Here is a 14,806-nt window from a genome sequence, read left to right on the forward strand (position 1 = left end):
AGGTCATAAGCCGATCCTCCCAGAAAGGAAAGAACACCTTTCCGTGAGGCTCGTCTTATGCTTGTCGGGGGTGACCAAGGCGCTTGCGCATTTCCGGAAGGGAGGAGAAACCTTGCCAGTTCAGGTGTTAATAAATCTTTTTATCGCCTTTTTATGGATGTTTTTTCAGGATGAATGGAGTATATTGTCCTTTTTTGGCGGATATCTAGTGGGAATTATCGTGATATTTTCTTTAAGGCGCTTTTTCCCAACATCCTTTTATTTGAAACGGTTTATCGCCATTATGAAGCTGTTTATCCTATTTTTGAGTGAATCGGTTACATCTAGTATCGCGATTATTAAAGAAGTCATCAGGCCTAAGATCGATGTCACCCCTGGGATATTTAAAATGGAGACGGATCTAGAAGGGGATTTGGAAATTACGTTACTTGCTTTACTATTAACCTTAACCCCAGGCTCTGTTGTTATGGAGGTTTCTCCAAGCAATAAGGTTTTTTATCTCCATGCCTTAAATTTGCCAGACTCCAAGCATGCTGTTTTTCAGTCGCAGATAAAATATGAGAAAGCGATTAAGGAGGTAACCCGATAATGTTTAATCAATTATTATTAGTCTGTTTATTCTTCTTGTCCCTTTCGATCCTTGCTGCTCTCTATCGTGTTATAAAAGGACCCTCTACACCAGATCGGGTAATGGCATTAGATAATATTGGGGTAAACCTGATTGCTAGTGTAGCATGCCTTTCGATCCTTTTGAGGACACATGCTTTTTTTGACATCATTTTATTAATTGGCATCCTCTCATTCGTTGGTACGATTGCCTTTGCGAGATTCATTGAAAGAGGTGTTGTGATTGAACGAAAACGTATACATTGACATCATTGTTGCTGTGTTTCTTTTAATCGGCACGGTTCTGAGCTTTCTAAGCGCCATCGGATTAATTCGGCTGCCTGATGTGTATTCCCGTTCACATGCGGTATCAAAAAGTGCAAGCTTAGGGGTGCTTTGTACATTATTCGGGACCTTTCTTTTCTTCTTGCTGGCTGACGGCTACTTCAGTATTAGACTCATACTAGGCATTTTCTTTGTATTTCTAACCTCTCCAGTGGTAGCGCATTTATTAAATCGGGCTGCCTATCGTTCAAAGGTTGAGCTTACAAAGGAAAGTGTACAGGATGATTTGAAGGAATTTCTAGAGGGGAAATAAGGTGAGAAAAACTGAATGGTGGATATATATGAGAGTCGCTGATAATCTCGAAAGTCGCTGATATATCTATGAAAGTTGCTGAAATATCTTATTGTATGTCTTTGCAATTTCTGATACCTTATTTTAGTAACATTAGATAGCAGGAGGAACCACAGTGGAATACGTCGATCCTATTAAGGATGTCGAAAAAATTAACGCGATGAAAGAAAACTTAAAGAAGCAATCATTAAGAGACTTTTTACTATTTGTATTTGGCATTAACACAGGCATTCGAGTGCATGATTTGCTATGTTTAAAGGTCGGAGATATTTGGGACGGTGCGGAAATAAAGGAATTTCTTTATCTTCATGACGATAAAAGGGATGAGCAAAAGGTTCATTATATTAATAGTAAAGTGAAGGCGGCTTTGCAAAACTATTTAGCTACATTTGTTTTTATGGAAGATGATTATCTTTTCAAATCCAAAAAGAATGATCTGCCCATTTCGCGTCAGCAGGCTTACCGAATCATTAATCAAGCTGCCAAGGAAGTTGGCATTTGCGGCAAGATTGGCATGCATACACTTAGAAAAACATTCGGCTATCATGCCTATCGAAAGGGCATTGCCATTTCCATCTTAATGTCCATATACAATCATCAAACCCATGCCGAAACATTAAGGTATATCGGCATTGATAAAGATGAGGAAAAATTGATTAAAGTGGATGTTAACTTGTAATATTTTAAAAAAAGGAAGCAACTATTCAAATTGAATAATTGCTTCCTTTTGTCTAGCTCCACAAGGAACGCTTCGGCAGCATAATCATCGCATGAGAAAAAGCGTTAGCTTTTAGGAGGAGCGCCTACCCCCGACGTACAGGAAGGACGTACTAGTGTCGACAATGCGACAGGACAAGGAACGCTTCGGAAGCGTAATCATCGCACGACCAAAAGTGAAGCTTTTGGGAGGACGTCGCGTTTTTGTCGACCTCGAGGTCACAAGCCAATCCTGAAAGGTAGAGCTCACCTTTCCGAGAGGCTCGTCTTGTGCTTGTCGGGGGTGGACACAAAGGAAAGCTTCTGCGAGTATTCATCGCAGGAACATTGCCCTTTGATGTTCCGAAGGCGCTTCCGCTTTTCTATTTATTTCGCTTGAATTAATACTACACAAATGTCATCATCTGCGTTGACTTGTTGTTTTTTCGTTAATATAAAATCAATAGGTTCTTTGCTTTTAGAATCATGCCAATAGGATGAGGCGATGTTCTTAATAAATTCATAGCCGTCAGATTCATGATGATCAATGGTTTCTTCAACCCCGTCAGTACATAATAGCAATTGAATAGAATCTGTATATGTAATAATTGATTTTTTGATTTCGATTTCTTCGAAGAATCCAACAGCACAAGTATTGCTAGCAAGCTCTTTTAGTTCGGTATGATTGACAAGAGCAAATCCAGTTGGATGACCTGCATTTACGTATTCCAGCGTTTTCTCCTTCGTATCAAGCACAAGATAAATAGCCGTAAAATAATAAGGAATTTGCTGGTTTCGATGGTTTAAAGAATTCATCCAGCGGTTAAGCTCCTTCATGACATACTCAGGATCGGCATATGTTGTGATTGAATCCCTTAATACTGAAGATATAAACATGCATACAAGTGATGCTGATATCCCGTGCCCCATCATGTCAAGCTGTATAGCAGCAAAACGATGATCATTTATTTTATGCCAATAGTACATATCACCTGCTAATTTATACGCGGGTAAGTAGGAAGCCTTTAATAAAAGGTTATCCTTATAAACCGGCTCGCTTAACAAGCCTGTCTGGACATGCATGGATAATTCTAACTCATTTCGGATCTTTTCTTCTTGCTCAATATGCCAGTCCTTCTCGTATTTCAGTCTTAATGCCACTCGAATTCTTGCCAGTAGTTCGGTCTTATTTATCGGTTTCGTCACATAGTCAATGCCGCCAGCATCAAGTGCCTCAACTACCTTATTAGAATCTTCAAGAGCGGTTACAAATATAACAGGAATATCCTTTAAATGTGGAATTTGCTGGAGTTGTTTACATGCTTCAATTCCGTCCATTTCAGGCATCATGATATCCATTAAGATAATGTCTATCTGTTTTCCTATATCTAGTGGCTGTTCCTTTAGCAAAAAAGTGAATAAATCCTGTGCTGAAGTAAATGATAAGTAATCATCATAGCCTGCACGCTTAAGAATGTTTTCGATAACAAACAAGTTCGCCTGGTTGTCGTCCACAATAAGAATCCCCATATAGTCTGCTCCCTTATTTCTTATTGATTTAATCCTATTATATTTTAAAAATGGGTAAAGTTGTTAATGATAAACCTTTTTAATAAAAAAACATTCGGAAGTGTCTAGAAGTGCCGAAATAATAATGGGTATTTAGAACTATCTTGTCCGTTACTAGTAAACAAATGTCCTTGTAGAGAGGAAAAACTCTTGATTATTTTCTGAATAGGAGTAAAATTAGGGATATATTTTTTACAGGTTAGGAGATGTCAGGATGAAAGTCGTAAAGTTTGGCGGATCTTCTTTAGCATCCGGAAAACAACTAGAAAAGGTCTTCCAGATTGTTGTTTCTGATCCCGCAAGGAAGGTAGTTGTCGTGTCTGCACCAGGTAAGAGATTTGGAGAGGACGAAAAGGTAACAGATCTCTTGATTGAATGTGCAGAGCTATGTTTGCAAAATAAAGATCCAAAGCAAAAGTTCGATGCTGTTATTGAAAGATATGCTTTAATTGCAGAGGAATTAGACTTATCAGATGAAATCATTCACATTATTCAACAGGATTTACTTGAAAGGGTAAATTCAGATAAAAGCAACCGAGATAGATTCATGGATTTACTGAAGGCGAGCGGCGAAGACAACAATGCTAAGCTGGTTGCGGCTTATTTCCGTAAACAGGGTGTGGAGGCTCACTATGTAAGCCCGAAGGAAGCTGGGCTTTTGGTGAGTGCAGAACCAGGTCATGCTCAGGTTTTGCCAGAGGCCTATGATCGTTTGTTTGAACTGCGTGAGCGTTCAGGCATTGTCATTTTTCCAGGTTTTTTTGGTTATAGCAAGGAAGGTGAGATCTTTACTTTTTCACGGAGCGGATCAGATATTACTGGCTCCATCCTAGCTAATGGAATCAAAGCAGACTTGTACGAAAACTTTACAGATGTGGATGCTGTTTATTCAGTTAATCCTTTTATCGTAGAAAGACCAAAGGAAATCAAGGAATTAACTTATAGAGAAATGCGTGAGCTTTCCTATGCGGGATTCAGTGTTTTACATGATGAGGCACTTGTTCCGGCATTCCGAGCGGGGATACCGGTACATATAAAGAATACGAATAATCCATCGGCACCAGGCACTCGAATTGTTTATGAGCGGGACAATACAAATGGCCCGGTTATTGGGATTGCAAGTGACGAAGGCTTCTGCAGTATTTATGTTAGTAAATACTTAATGAACAGAGAAATTGGATTTGGCCGAAAGCTATTGGAGATATTAGAAAGCTATGGTCTTTCCTATGAGCATACACCGTCAGGAATCGATGATATTTCCATTATTTTAAGGGAAAATCAATTTGCTCCTGGTATGGAAGAGGAGATCATTGATCGAATTAAGATAGAGCTAGATGCTGATGAAGTCGTGATTGAGCATAGTCTTGCGCTTATCATGGTTGTAGGTGAAGGAATGCGCCACAATATTGGTACAACAGCAAGAGCATCAAAGGCTTTGGCAAAAGCGGGGGTTAATATCGAAATGATTAACCAAGGCTCCTCTGAGGTGAGCATGATGTTTGGTGTGAAGGAAATCGATGAGAACCGAGCGGTCCGGGCACTTTATAACGAATTTTTTGCGGCAGTTACAGTATGAATATAAAAAAGAGTTGGCACACGCCAACTCTTTTACTAAATGGCCTTTTCAAAATTTACACGCTTATTTAATGCATACATAATAGGCATTCCAACTGCCATTACGATGAATTCGCCAATAGCGGTTGTGAGCCATGTAAACATAAATGGCAAGCCAAAGGCAAGATGAAGCTCTAAGGCGATAAGGAACATGGTAAAGGTGAAAACAAGTGTGTTTACTACCATGCGTGCCCAAATATTTTTAATAAATCGGCAGCATGCAATCGTGATTAATAATGAAATCAGCGTTTGTCCGACACCGAAAATAAGATCGTACGCGACCATTGGTGAAAATAATAAATTCGTTAAAAATACACCTAATACCATTCCGAAAATATATTTCTTGTTAAAGACGATTAGATGATTAAACATTTCGGAAACACGAAACTGGATATTGGTAAATCCAAAAGGCTGGATCAGCATGGAGACAGCAATATATAAAGCTGCTAAAATGCCATTTCCGACAAGCGTTTTTACATTCATATTAAATTCTCTCCTTAGTTTTTTATCGTGGGATGGTTACGAACCACGTGGGCGGGTACCCAAAGATAATATTCTAATAGGCAGATCAAATGCTGTCAATCTACAATTATTGTAAAAAAGTTTGTGGTTTTCATACAGGAATGAACACTTTGTGAACTTTTTCCCAAAAAAGATTAAGATTCTGTAAAAATGCTTGACATTACAGCGCTAAAGTATTATTCTAAATTTATAGAAAATTCAATACAGGCGGATGACGGTTGTGGGAGAGAGCATTACGACAAGCCACCGAAGGAGCAAGTTCCAAAAAGACCCTTGGAACAAATCTCTCAGGTAGAGGAACCACAACGGGACGCATCTCTGGAGAGCTCGTAAAAACTAGACGACACCCAAGGGGACCCCATTATTAATTTGGGCTTAAACTCTCAGGTAAAAGGACAGAGAAGGGTAAACAATCTTACCCTTTTTCTGTCCTTTTTTTCGTGGATAAATTTAGGGATTGATTGTTAAAAAGTTCACAATATATCCAAAGGAGAGAATGATTTGACCAAAGAATATGATGTAGTCATTATTGGTGGCGGTACAGGGGGATACGTTGCGGCTATTCGTGCCTCTCAATTAGGTTTATCAGCTGCGGTTGTTGAAAAAGGAAAGCTTGGAGGAACATGTCTTCATGCAGGCTGTATTCCTAGTAAGGCATTACTTCGAAGCGCGGAGGTTTATGCAACGACAAAAAATGCAGCAGCATATGGTGTAATAGCCCCCGAAGTTGGACTTGATTTTTCCAAGGTACAGGCAAGAAAAGCTGAGATTACTGACCGCCTGTTTAAAGGTGTTCAGCACTTAATGAAAAAAGGAAAAATTGATGTCTATGAAGGAAAAGGCAGAATCCTAGAGTCTAGAAACATATTGGTAGATTTGAATAATGGGGAAGAGGAAATCATTCTTGCTCCTAAAAATATAGTAATTGCAACTGGATCACGTCCAAGGACACTTCCAGGACTAGAAGCCGATGGAAAGTATGTCATGACATCGGATGAAGCGCTTCAAATGGAAGAATTGCCAAAGTCGATTATTATTGTTGGCGGCGGTGTGATTGGGATTGAATGGGCTTCGATGCTCGTTGATTTCGGATTGGAAGTAACAGTGATTGAATTTGCTGATCGAATTATTCCGACAGAGGATGTAGATATATCTAAGGAAGTACAGCGTTTGATGAAGAAAAAAGGGGTTAAGATTGTTACAGGTGCTAAGGTGCTTCCTCAGTCCCTGGAAAAGGGAGATGGTGTAACAATCAAGGCTGAGCATCGGGGCGAAGAGAAAATATTTTCTGCAGACAAACTTCTCGTCTCTGTAGGCCGACTACCTAATATCGAGTCGATAAGTCTTGAGAATACGACGATTAACGTTGAGCGCGGGTTTATCGTTACAAACGAATACTATCAAACAAATGAGTCTAATATTTACGCAATTGGGGATGTCATTGGAGGATTACAGCTGGCACATGTAGCTTCACATGAAGGAATGATCGCGATAGAACATATTGCAGGTGAAAATCCAACGCCGCTGGATCCAACACTAGTATCAAAATGTATATATAGCAGTCCTGAGGTTGCGAGTGTAGGGCTAACAGAGGAAGAAGCAAAGCTGCAAGGTTACGAGGTGAAAACAGGGAAATTCTCATTCCGTGCAATCGGAAAAGCCCTTGTTTACGGTGAATCAGATGGATTTGTGAAAATAGTTGTAGAAGAAGGATCGAAAAAGCTGCTCGGTGTCCATATGGTTGGCCCGCATGTGACAGATATGATTACAGAGGCAGGTCTTGCTCGCGTTCTTGAAGCTACATCAATGGACATTGCTAGAACGATTCATCCGCATCCAACGTTAGCAGAAGCAATCGGGGAGGCTGCGTTAGCAGTAGATGGAAGAGCCATTCATGCTTAATTTTGAATTGAGGTGTTTCAATGACAACGAGAGAAAAAGGAAATAGAGGCGTATTACTGATTTCGTGCCCAGAAAAGCCGGGGATTATTTCGATCATTTCCAATTTTTTATTAGAGCATCAAGCGAATATTGTTCACTTTGATCAGCATACAACCGACCCGCAGGCAGGCAGATTCTTTATGCGGATTGAGTTTGATTTACAAAACTTTGACACATCTATTGAAGGACTTGAACAGGATCTGCATGATATTGCACAAAATCACTCTATGGATTGGCAGCTTAGCAGTTCTAAGAAGAGAAAGAGGATGGCGATTTTTGTATCCAAAATGGATCATTGTCTCCTGGAGCTAATATGGCGCTGGAAGTCAAAGGAATTGCCAGTGGATATCCCGTTAGTGATTAGCAATCATGCTCACTTAGCTGATGAGGTTGAAAGTTACGGGCTTCCTTTTTACCATATCCCGCTGACTCATGAAACGAAGCAGGAAGCTGAGCAGAAGACATTAGAGCTATTAGATGGGAAAGTAGACTTTATTGTACTGGCAAGATATATGCAAATTCTTTCGCCGAATTTTATATCGAAATACCCGAACCAAATTATCAACATCCATCATTCATTCCTTCCAGCCTTTGTTGGGGCCAACCCATATGTGAGAGCTTTTAACAGGGGAGTGAAATTGATCGGAGCAACCGCCCACTATGTAACAAATGATTTAGATGAAGGGCCAATTATCCAGCAGGATGTTCTGCGCGTAAACCACCGCTACTCGTCAGAGGATTTAAAAGTAGCTGGTCGCCATGTGGAAAGAACCGTTCTCGCGGAGGCAGTTGCTTGGCATGTAGAAGATCGTGTTCTTGTCCATGGGAATAAAACAATTGTGTTTGAGTAACAGCCTTTAGGGCTATGCATATAAATGGGGATACATTCTATGAACCATACAACATGAATAAAGGGAGATATTACAATGAGCAGAAAAAGAGTAACATTATCAAGTTTAATCAGAAAGAATAGAGAAGAACTTCTAAGAGACAGAGATCAGCTTGAGGAAATCGAAAAGCGTATTGATGATAAGCATATTATCACGAAAAAGAAAACTAGCCGTTATGGATTGGAATATAATTAGGTTGTTAAAGTAATTGACAGAACCATTTATTTCAATTATGATTAATGTATTAATTAAATAGTTTCTCCTAAAGGGGAGTAGCTTTAACGGCAAAGTCGTCACTTCGGAGATCTGATCTCCCGGCATTGTCGGCAACTTATTATCGTTGTTAGCAAGACCTTTACCTATTTACGGTAAAGGTCTTTATTTGTTTATTAAACCTTTACCGCTTGCTGGTAAAGGTTTTTTTGTTTGCAAAAAAGGAAATGCTTTATAAAAAAGGGGGAAATAAAATGTTAAAAAGAAGAAAAACTTCATTTGAACAGCTTTTTAAGGAAAACAAGGAAGAAATCATGAAAGATAAGGTTCAATTGGAAATCATTGAAAAACGTCTTGAAAAGAAGGCTGAGTTAGCAAATAAAGTAAAGAAATAAAAAACGATCGCTTAGAAGTAGGTCACTTTATAGAAAAAATGGAGGAGTAACAATGGAATTATCAATTTTATTAGAATATGGCTGGGTATTACTGCTGTTGATTGGGATAGAAGGACTTTTGGCGGCTGACAATGCATTAGTGCTAGCGATTATGGTTAAACATCTTCCTGAGCAGGAAAGAAGAAAGGCATTATTTTATGGGCTGGCTGGTGCCTTTATATTCCGATTCGGATCCTTATTTGCTATTTCATATCTAGTCGATATCTGGCAGGTTCAAGCAATCGGTGCACTTTATTTATTATTTATTGCCTTCAATCATATATTTAGAAAGCTTATCGTGAATAAGGGAAAAGAAAAAGCATCTTCCCAAGAGGAAAAGAAAAAGGCTGGCTTCTGGATGACGGTTTTTAAAGTGGAATTAGCGGATATCGCCTTTGCGATTGATTCTATTTTAGCAGCAGTTGCACTTGCGGTAGCACTTCCGGATACAAGCCTTCCGAACATTGGAGGACTTGACGGAGGAAAATTTATCGTCATTTTTGCCGGAGGATTAATAGGATTAATTATTATGCGATTTGCGGCCAATGTATTTGTTAATCTTCTGCAAAAGAAGCCTGGATTAGAAATTGCAGCGTTTATGATTGTTGGCTGGGTCGGGGTTAAGCTTTCGGTTTATACACTTTCTCACCCGGCATTATCCGTGCTCCCTTCTTCGTTTGCACACTCCATGGAGTGGAAAATCATTTTCTATACTGTCCTCATTTTGATCGCAGCAGGAGGATGGTTTTTTTCGAAGGAGAAAAAGGAAATGGCGACAGAAGGGAAAGCAAGTTAAGGATAAGACTTTGGAGGTTAACCAATTGGTTAGCCTCTTTTGTTTGAAGTGAAAGAATTAAATGCTTGTTGAGGGGTTCAATGTTGGGGTTTTGGATGGAACGGGCTCAAAACACTAACATAGAAGAGCCCAATGTTGGGGTATTGTAAAGATATGACTTAAAACACTAACATGGAATGGTCCAATGTAAGTGTTTTGGAGAGCTCGGGCTTAGAACTTAACATAGAAGAGCCCAATGTTGGAAATTTGCAAGATCGGACTTAAAACACTAACATTGAAAAATATTTTAATCGTAAAGTGAAATAAGATGAAGAGGCTCGAATAATGAGTAGAAAGGAAAACTAGAGGAAATTAGGAACTTATATGAATGGGCATTAAGGCATTATGCATGTTTCTCCAAAAATAGTGAAACCTTTTAAAGAAGCGTTTAATTAAATCTAAAGGGGATGATTACTATGAAGGAGCAACAAAGAGAAAATGAAATTACTCATGTAGAAGCAGAGAATGAGAAACAGCTCATTAGAGAATTTACTAATCCAGAGTCAAAGCAACCAGTCCCACAGCCAAAGGATTTTGAGGACATTGAGTATTAGTAGTTAATAAGTAAAGCCAGTTCCGGGGTGCATGGAATGTTTGAGCAACACGGAACTGGCCTTTTAACTAACTCTTTTTAAAATAATCAGTGAATGCTTGGTAAATTTCGACTCCCTGGTAAAATAACAAGCTTGATGCAGTGAGTGAAAATAAACCGATTAATAAGAAGCGAATCCACATATTACTCTCCTCCTTCGTTTTTTTATGAATAGGAAGGAGAAAAAACCACGTAATTGGATTGATAGAAAATCGGAATAAAGAACATGACTCTTTGGGAAGACCCAATTAATTTACTGCAGAATAGTGATAAAGCAAGTGTAAAAAGCCAAAGAGCTTCAATATTAAAGTTCAGCTTAAAAAGAAACTTTCTTATGTCATCCTTTAAAAGAAAACTTTCTACCGTATCAGATGAAATAACAGCATGTTGTTCATGATCTGCTGTCCATTTTGTATGTCCACCGGGATATTGCGCAATTAGGAACGAGAAAAATATAGAGAGCAGTACAATTGAAAGTAACTTAGTTTTTCTCATATTCCTAGCCCCCCTAAAAAGTGTGTTATTATCATAACGCAGACTTTAGGGATTGTAAATAGGAAAATTCAGACTATTTAACCTCTGTTTTCAGGAGTACTTTTGCCCAGGTTTCCGCACTTAAGTCGAGATGTTTTTTCCAAAAAAGGGAAAACCCACGAAAGCATGTCCTTAAAAACTGTTTCTAAATCAAAATCTAATTATTCTCTGCTATATTTCATTCCAACTGTAAAAACTTCAAATCCTAGCTTTTCGTAATAGGGAGCTTTCTTTTCTTCGCTTAATAATTGTATATGCAAATTTGAGGCTCTACCCTTTTCTACAAGCCTTTTGACAATTTCTCCCCCTATTCCTTGGCTTCGATAGTCAGGGTGGACGATGACCCCACAAATATATCCGTTTATAAGTCCGTCCGAAATGATTCTTCCGGTACCGATTAGCTGTTCTCTATCATAAGCACTAATAACTGACCAGCTTTGAACCATAGCCCTATGTAAAAGCTCCTTCGGCAATTTCAAGAAGTCATTCCAGCCTTCAAGCTGGTAGAGCTGATAAAGTCGGTCAGGAGTAGGAACTTCAGTTGTATAATTAATGGATTTTTCCCCCATATTTATCCCCCTCATTCATTGATATAAAAATAATTCCCTATTTCATTTAGAATTCCTTTAATATGTAAGTTACTCATAAATACTCGAAAAAAACAAATTATATGAGGTATAATATATGCTGAAAACAAGTAGCATTTGCCAAATTGGAAAGAAAAAGTATTGAAAAAATAACCTATTTCGTATTAATATTTTTTATGTAGATTTAAAGTAGAAAGAGAGTGGTCAATATGGGCCGTAAATGGAATAATATTAAAGATAAAAAGGCATCAAAAGATGCAAATACTAGCCGTATATATGCTAAATTCGGAGTCGAAATTTACGTTGCTGCCAGACAAGGCGAGCCAGACCCGGAAGCCAATCAGGCATTAAAGTTTGTATTGGAAAGAGCTAAAACATACAATGTTCCAAAACATATTATTGACCGTGCGATCGACAAAGCTAAGGGCGGTTCAGACGAGAACTATGACGAGCTTCGCTACGAGGGCTTCGGTCCTAACGGCTCAATGGTCATCGTTGATGCGCTGACAAATAACGTGAATCGTACAGCATCAGATGTGCGTGCGGCATTCGGGAAAAACGGTGGAAATATGGGAGTAAGCGGATCAGTAGCTTATATGTTTGATGCTACTGCTGTTATTGGCCTTGAAGGAAAATCAGCCGATGAAGTGCTTGAAATCCTTATGGAAGCAGATGTAGATGCACGAGATATTTTAGAAGAAGACGAGGCTGTTATCGTCTATGCGGAACCAGATCAATTTCATGCCGTGCAGGAAGCATTTAAAAATGCAGGTGTAAATGAATTTACAGTTGCAGAAATTACGATGCTTGCCCAAAACGAAATTCCATTGCCAGAAGATGCACAAGCAAAATTTGAAAAAATGATTGATGCCCTTGAAGATTTAGATGATGTGCAGCAAGTGTATCACAATGTGGACTTTGGTGAGTAAAATGAGTAACCGAAATGGAGCGTTGTTTAATGACAATGCTCTATTTTTTATTTCTACAAGGATTCTCTTTACACTTAATGAAGAACTACTTTTTCATTACCCGCCAAATCTCTCTTTTGCTAATTGTGGTAAAAGAGCAGCGCTTCTATTGCCCGTCAGCCCCCGTATTTTTTCTTTTGTGGTAAAAGAGGAGTCCTTTCATTGCCCGTAATCATCCAATTTTGCTATTTGTGGTAAAAGAGCTGCCTTTCCATTGCCCGTCAGCCCCCGCTTTTGCCTTTAGTGGTAAAAGAGCAGTCCTCTTATTGCCGTAAGTTCCTCCTTTTTGCCTTTAAAAGTAAATATACTACTCGAAATCCCCTTGTTTCCCTTATTTTACTAAATGGTTATTAGCCTTTATGATGATAGTAAGGCATCACATAGATTCCAAATTTTTTAGAGTAAGGATGATCATCTGAATGAAAATTTTACTCGTAGAAGATGATAAGACGATTGCATCGGGACTTGAATATTCACTTCAGCAAGAAAATTATTCCCCCATTATTTGTCACAATGCCGCAGTTGCCAAAGAAGTGATCACAAAAGAATTAAATCAGATCCATTTATGCTTGTTTGATTTATCTCTCCCAGATGGTAGCGGGTATGAATTGTGCAAGCTAGTGAAGGAGCGGAGCGATGTTCCTGTCATTTTTCTCACAGCGATTGATGATGAAGTGAATGTCGTAATGGGATTAGATATGGGAGCGGATGATTACATAACGAAGCCTTTTCGTATTCGCGAGCTTCTTTCCAGGATGAAATCTGTGCTAAGAAGGTACAATAAACAATCCACGACAGCTAGTCTTGAGCTGGGAAACATCAAAATTAATACACTTGAAGGAAAGGTTTATAAAAATGGGAATGAGGTTGTTTTGACAGCATTAGAATATCGTCTGCTGCTCATCTTTTTCAATCATATCGGACAAGTGTTAACAAGAAATCAGTTATTAGAACAGATTTGGGATGTGGCAGGGGACTTTGTGAATGATAATACTTTAACGGTTTATATTAAAAGATTGCGGGAGAAGCTTGAGGATCAGCCGCAACATCCAACGATTATTAAGACAGTACGCGGCTTGGGATATAAGGTTGGTGATTAGCTTGCTTCGGAATAATGAAGTGAAAGTACTTATACTTACATTGTGCTCTATTAGCATTGCCGCCATTGTCGCAGCCTCTTTTATCTCCTTTGCAGCCGTAATTCTTGTTTTCGTAACCTCTGTTTTGCTAGTGGGAGTCAGCTTATGGTTCACAGGCTGGAGATACCGAGAAATCGAAAAGCTATCCGGTTATTTACGGCAAATTAGCGGAGGCGATTATTCACTAGATGTTCGCGATAATCGTGAAGGCGAGCTGAGTATTCTAAAAAACAATATTTATAAAGTGACGCTTATGTTATCCTCCCAGGGAACTTTATTAGAGCAGGATAAAATCCGTTTAATGAATGCGATATCAGATATTTCCCATCAGCTAAAAACGCCGCTTACCTCCATGGTTATGATGGCCGATTTATTAAGTGAACCGAAGCTTCCTATTGAAAAAAGAACAGAATTCACGCGCAATATCCAAACACAGCTTGAAAGAATAGAATGGCTCGTTTCATCCTTATTGAAACTATCAAAAATTGATGCCGGAACTGTTCAATTCAAAAAAGATCAGATCTTAGTAGAAAAACTAATAGAAAAAGCACTAGAGCCTATGCTTATTCCAATGGATATTAAGGAACAGACTCTTTCGATAAAGGGCGAGAAAAATGTTTCGTTTTGTGGTGACCTTAATTGGACAGCAGAGGCACTCATTAATATTTTGAAAAATTGTATCGAGCATACGCCAAATGGAGGCACGATTTTCATCTCTTTTTCCGAGAATGCTTTATTTACTGAGATTGTCATTGCTGATAATGGCAAGGGGATTCCGAAAGCGGATCTGCCTTATATTTTTAAACGTTTTTACAAAGGAAAAAATGCGGGGGAGGACAGCGTTGGGATTGGTTTAGCTATGGCCCATAGCATTGTCGCGACTCAAAACGGTGCAATCGATGTGAAAAGTGAGAAAGAGAAAGGGACACAGTTTACGATAAAGTTTTACAAGCAAGTAATTTAGGAGGCTATATTCGTGATTATTATGCCATGCTTGCGAACCGGTTTTATTCGGGACGAAAACATGAG

The 14,806-nt window shown here is 38.9% G+C and carries 18 protein-coding genes and 3 riboswitches; of the genes, 14 read left to right on the top strand and 4 right to left on the bottom strand.

Annotated elements, in window-relative coordinates; all coding sequences use genetic code 11:
* Positions 1-112: 112 nt before the first annotated feature.
* The 4 genes from V7122_RS20165 to V7122_RS20180 all read left to right on the top strand — a co-directional run bounded on the left by V7122_RS20165 (position 113) and on the right by V7122_RS20180 (position 1,922).
* Positions 113-589, top strand: a complete 477-nt coding sequence (locus tag V7122_RS20165; RefSeq protein WP_335346428.1) for a Na+/H+ antiporter subunit E — start codon at positions 113-115, stop codon at positions 587-589.
* Positions 589-873: a Na(+)/H(+) antiporter subunit F1 gene (locus V7122_RS20170; protein ID WP_335346429.1), complete on the top strand. Its 285-nt coding sequence runs from the start codon at positions 589-591 to the stop codon at positions 871-873. Before V7122_RS20165 ends, V7122_RS20170 begins: the two co-directional genes overlap by 1 nt.
* On the top strand, positions 851-1,204 hold the full coding sequence (gene mnhG / locus V7122_RS20175; RefSeq protein WP_335346430.1) for a monovalent cation/H(+) antiporter subunit G: 354 nt from the start codon (positions 851-853) through the stop codon (positions 1,202-1,204). The genes V7122_RS20170 and mnhG overlap by 23 nt, the downstream gene beginning before the upstream one ends.
* A 154-nt stretch (positions 1,205-1,358) precedes the next feature.
* The gene (locus V7122_RS20180; protein WP_335528615.1) at positions 1,359-1,922 is read left to right on the top strand and encodes a tyrosine-type recombinase/integrase; all 564 of its coding nucleotides are present in this window, start codon (positions 1,359-1,361) and stop codon (positions 1,920-1,922) included.
* A 404-nt stretch (positions 1,923-2,326) separates the two neighbouring features.
* On the opposite strand, the gene V7122_RS20185 is transcribed toward V7122_RS20180, so the two are convergent.
* The gene (locus V7122_RS20185; protein WP_335528618.1) at positions 2,327-3,469 is read right to left on the bottom strand and encodes a PP2C family protein-serine/threonine phosphatase; all 1,143 of its coding nucleotides are present in this window, start codon (positions 3,467-3,469) and stop codon (positions 2,327-2,329) included.
* Between the two features lie 253 nt (positions 3,470-3,722).
* Between V7122_RS20185 and V7122_RS20190 the strand changes: the two genes are divergently transcribed.
* The gene (locus tag V7122_RS20190; RefSeq protein WP_335528620.1) at positions 3,723-5,084 is read left to right on the top strand and encodes an aspartate kinase; all 1,362 of its coding nucleotides are present in this window, start codon (positions 3,723-3,725) and stop codon (positions 5,082-5,084) included.
* A gap of 35 nt (positions 5,085-5,119) precedes the next feature.
* Here V7122_RS20190 and V7122_RS20195 read toward each other — a convergent pair whose 3' ends face one another.
* On the bottom strand, positions 5,120-5,605 hold the full coding sequence (locus V7122_RS20195; RefSeq protein WP_335528623.1) for a QueT transporter family protein: 486 nt from the start codon (positions 5,603-5,605) through the stop codon (positions 5,120-5,122).
* An 8-nt stretch (positions 5,606-5,613) separates the two neighbouring features.
* Positions 5,614-5,658, bottom strand: a riboswitch (PreQ1 riboswitch).
* Between the two features lie 197 nt (positions 5,659-5,855).
* Positions 5,856-5,957: riboswitch (glycine riboswitch) on the top strand.
* Positions 5,958-6,053, top strand: a riboswitch (glycine riboswitch).
* A 92-nt stretch (positions 6,054-6,145) separates the two neighbouring features.
* Between V7122_RS20195 and lpdA the strand changes: the two genes are divergently transcribed.
* The 6 genes from lpdA to V7122_RS20225 all read left to right on the top strand — a co-directional run bounded on the left by lpdA (position 6,146) and on the right by V7122_RS20225 (position 10,511).
* Positions 6,146-7,546: a dihydrolipoyl dehydrogenase gene (gene lpdA / locus V7122_RS20200; RefSeq protein ID WP_335528626.1), complete on the top strand. Its 1,401-nt coding sequence runs from the start codon at positions 6,146-6,148 to the stop codon at positions 7,544-7,546.
* A 20-nt stretch (positions 7,547-7,566) separates the two neighbouring features.
* Complete coding sequence (gene purU, locus V7122_RS20205) at positions 7,567-8,436, top strand: formyltetrahydrofolate deformylase (protein WP_335528629.1); 870 nt, start codon at positions 7,567-7,569, stop codon at positions 8,434-8,436.
* Between the two features lie 75 nt (positions 8,437-8,511).
* On the top strand, positions 8,512-8,670 hold the full coding sequence (locus V7122_RS20210) for an FbpB family small basic protein (protein WP_335346437.1): 159 nt from the start codon (positions 8,512-8,514) through the stop codon (positions 8,668-8,670).
* Between the two features lie 272 nt (positions 8,671-8,942).
* Positions 8,943-9,083: an FbpB family small basic protein gene (locus V7122_RS20215; protein WP_335353683.1), complete on the top strand. Its 141-nt coding sequence runs from the start codon at positions 8,943-8,945 to the stop codon at positions 9,081-9,083.
* A gap of 52 nt (positions 9,084-9,135) precedes the next feature.
* Positions 9,136-9,918 carry a TerC family protein gene (locus tag V7122_RS20220; protein WP_335353684.1) on the top strand — a complete coding sequence of 261 codons (783 nt, stop codon included), beginning with the start codon at positions 9,136-9,138 and terminating at the stop codon, positions 9,916-9,918.
* A gap of 455 nt (positions 9,919-10,373) precedes the next feature.
* Entirely contained in the window at positions 10,374-10,511 is a 138-nt protein-coding gene (locus V7122_RS20225; RefSeq protein WP_335346440.1) for a hypothetical protein, read from the top strand.
* 203 nt (positions 10,512-10,714) lie between these two features.
* Here the strand turns inward: V7122_RS20225 and V7122_RS20230 are convergent, their stop codons facing one another.
* Together V7122_RS20230 and V7122_RS20235 are read right to left on the bottom strand one after the other, a co-directional pair.
* The gene (locus V7122_RS20230) at positions 10,715-11,044 is read right to left on the bottom strand and encodes a hypothetical protein (RefSeq protein ID WP_335346441.1); all 330 of its coding nucleotides are present in this window, start codon (positions 11,042-11,044) and stop codon (positions 10,715-10,717) included.
* A gap of 200 nt (positions 11,045-11,244) precedes the next feature.
* Entirely contained in the window at positions 11,245-11,652 is a 408-nt protein-coding gene (locus V7122_RS20235; RefSeq protein WP_335343997.1) for a GNAT family N-acetyltransferase, read from the bottom strand.
* 227 nt (positions 11,653-11,879) lie between these two features.
* Here V7122_RS20235 and V7122_RS20240 point away from each other — a divergent pair, with 227 nt between their 5' ends.
* From V7122_RS20240 to V7122_RS20250, 3 genes are all read left to right on the top strand, one after another.
* Entirely contained in the window at positions 11,880-12,599 is a 720-nt protein-coding gene (locus V7122_RS20240) for a YebC/PmpR family DNA-binding transcriptional regulator (protein WP_335343998.1), read from the top strand.
* A gap of 458 nt (positions 12,600-13,057) precedes the next feature.
* Positions 13,058-13,738 carry a response regulator transcription factor gene (locus V7122_RS20245; protein WP_335343999.1) on the top strand — a complete coding sequence of 227 codons (681 nt, stop codon included), beginning with the start codon at positions 13,058-13,060 and terminating at the stop codon, positions 13,736-13,738.
* 1 nt (position 13,739) lies between these two features.
* On the top strand, positions 13,740-14,741 hold the full coding sequence (locus V7122_RS20250; protein WP_335344008.1) for a sensor histidine kinase: 1,002 nt from the start codon (positions 13,740-13,742) through the stop codon (positions 14,739-14,741).
* Positions 14,742-14,806 lie beyond the last annotated feature (65 nt).

Source organism: Bacillus sp. JJ1532 (genome assembly GCF_036965085.1).
Lineage (GTDB): Bacteria > Bacillota > Bacilli > Bacillales > Cytobacillaceae > Cytobacillus.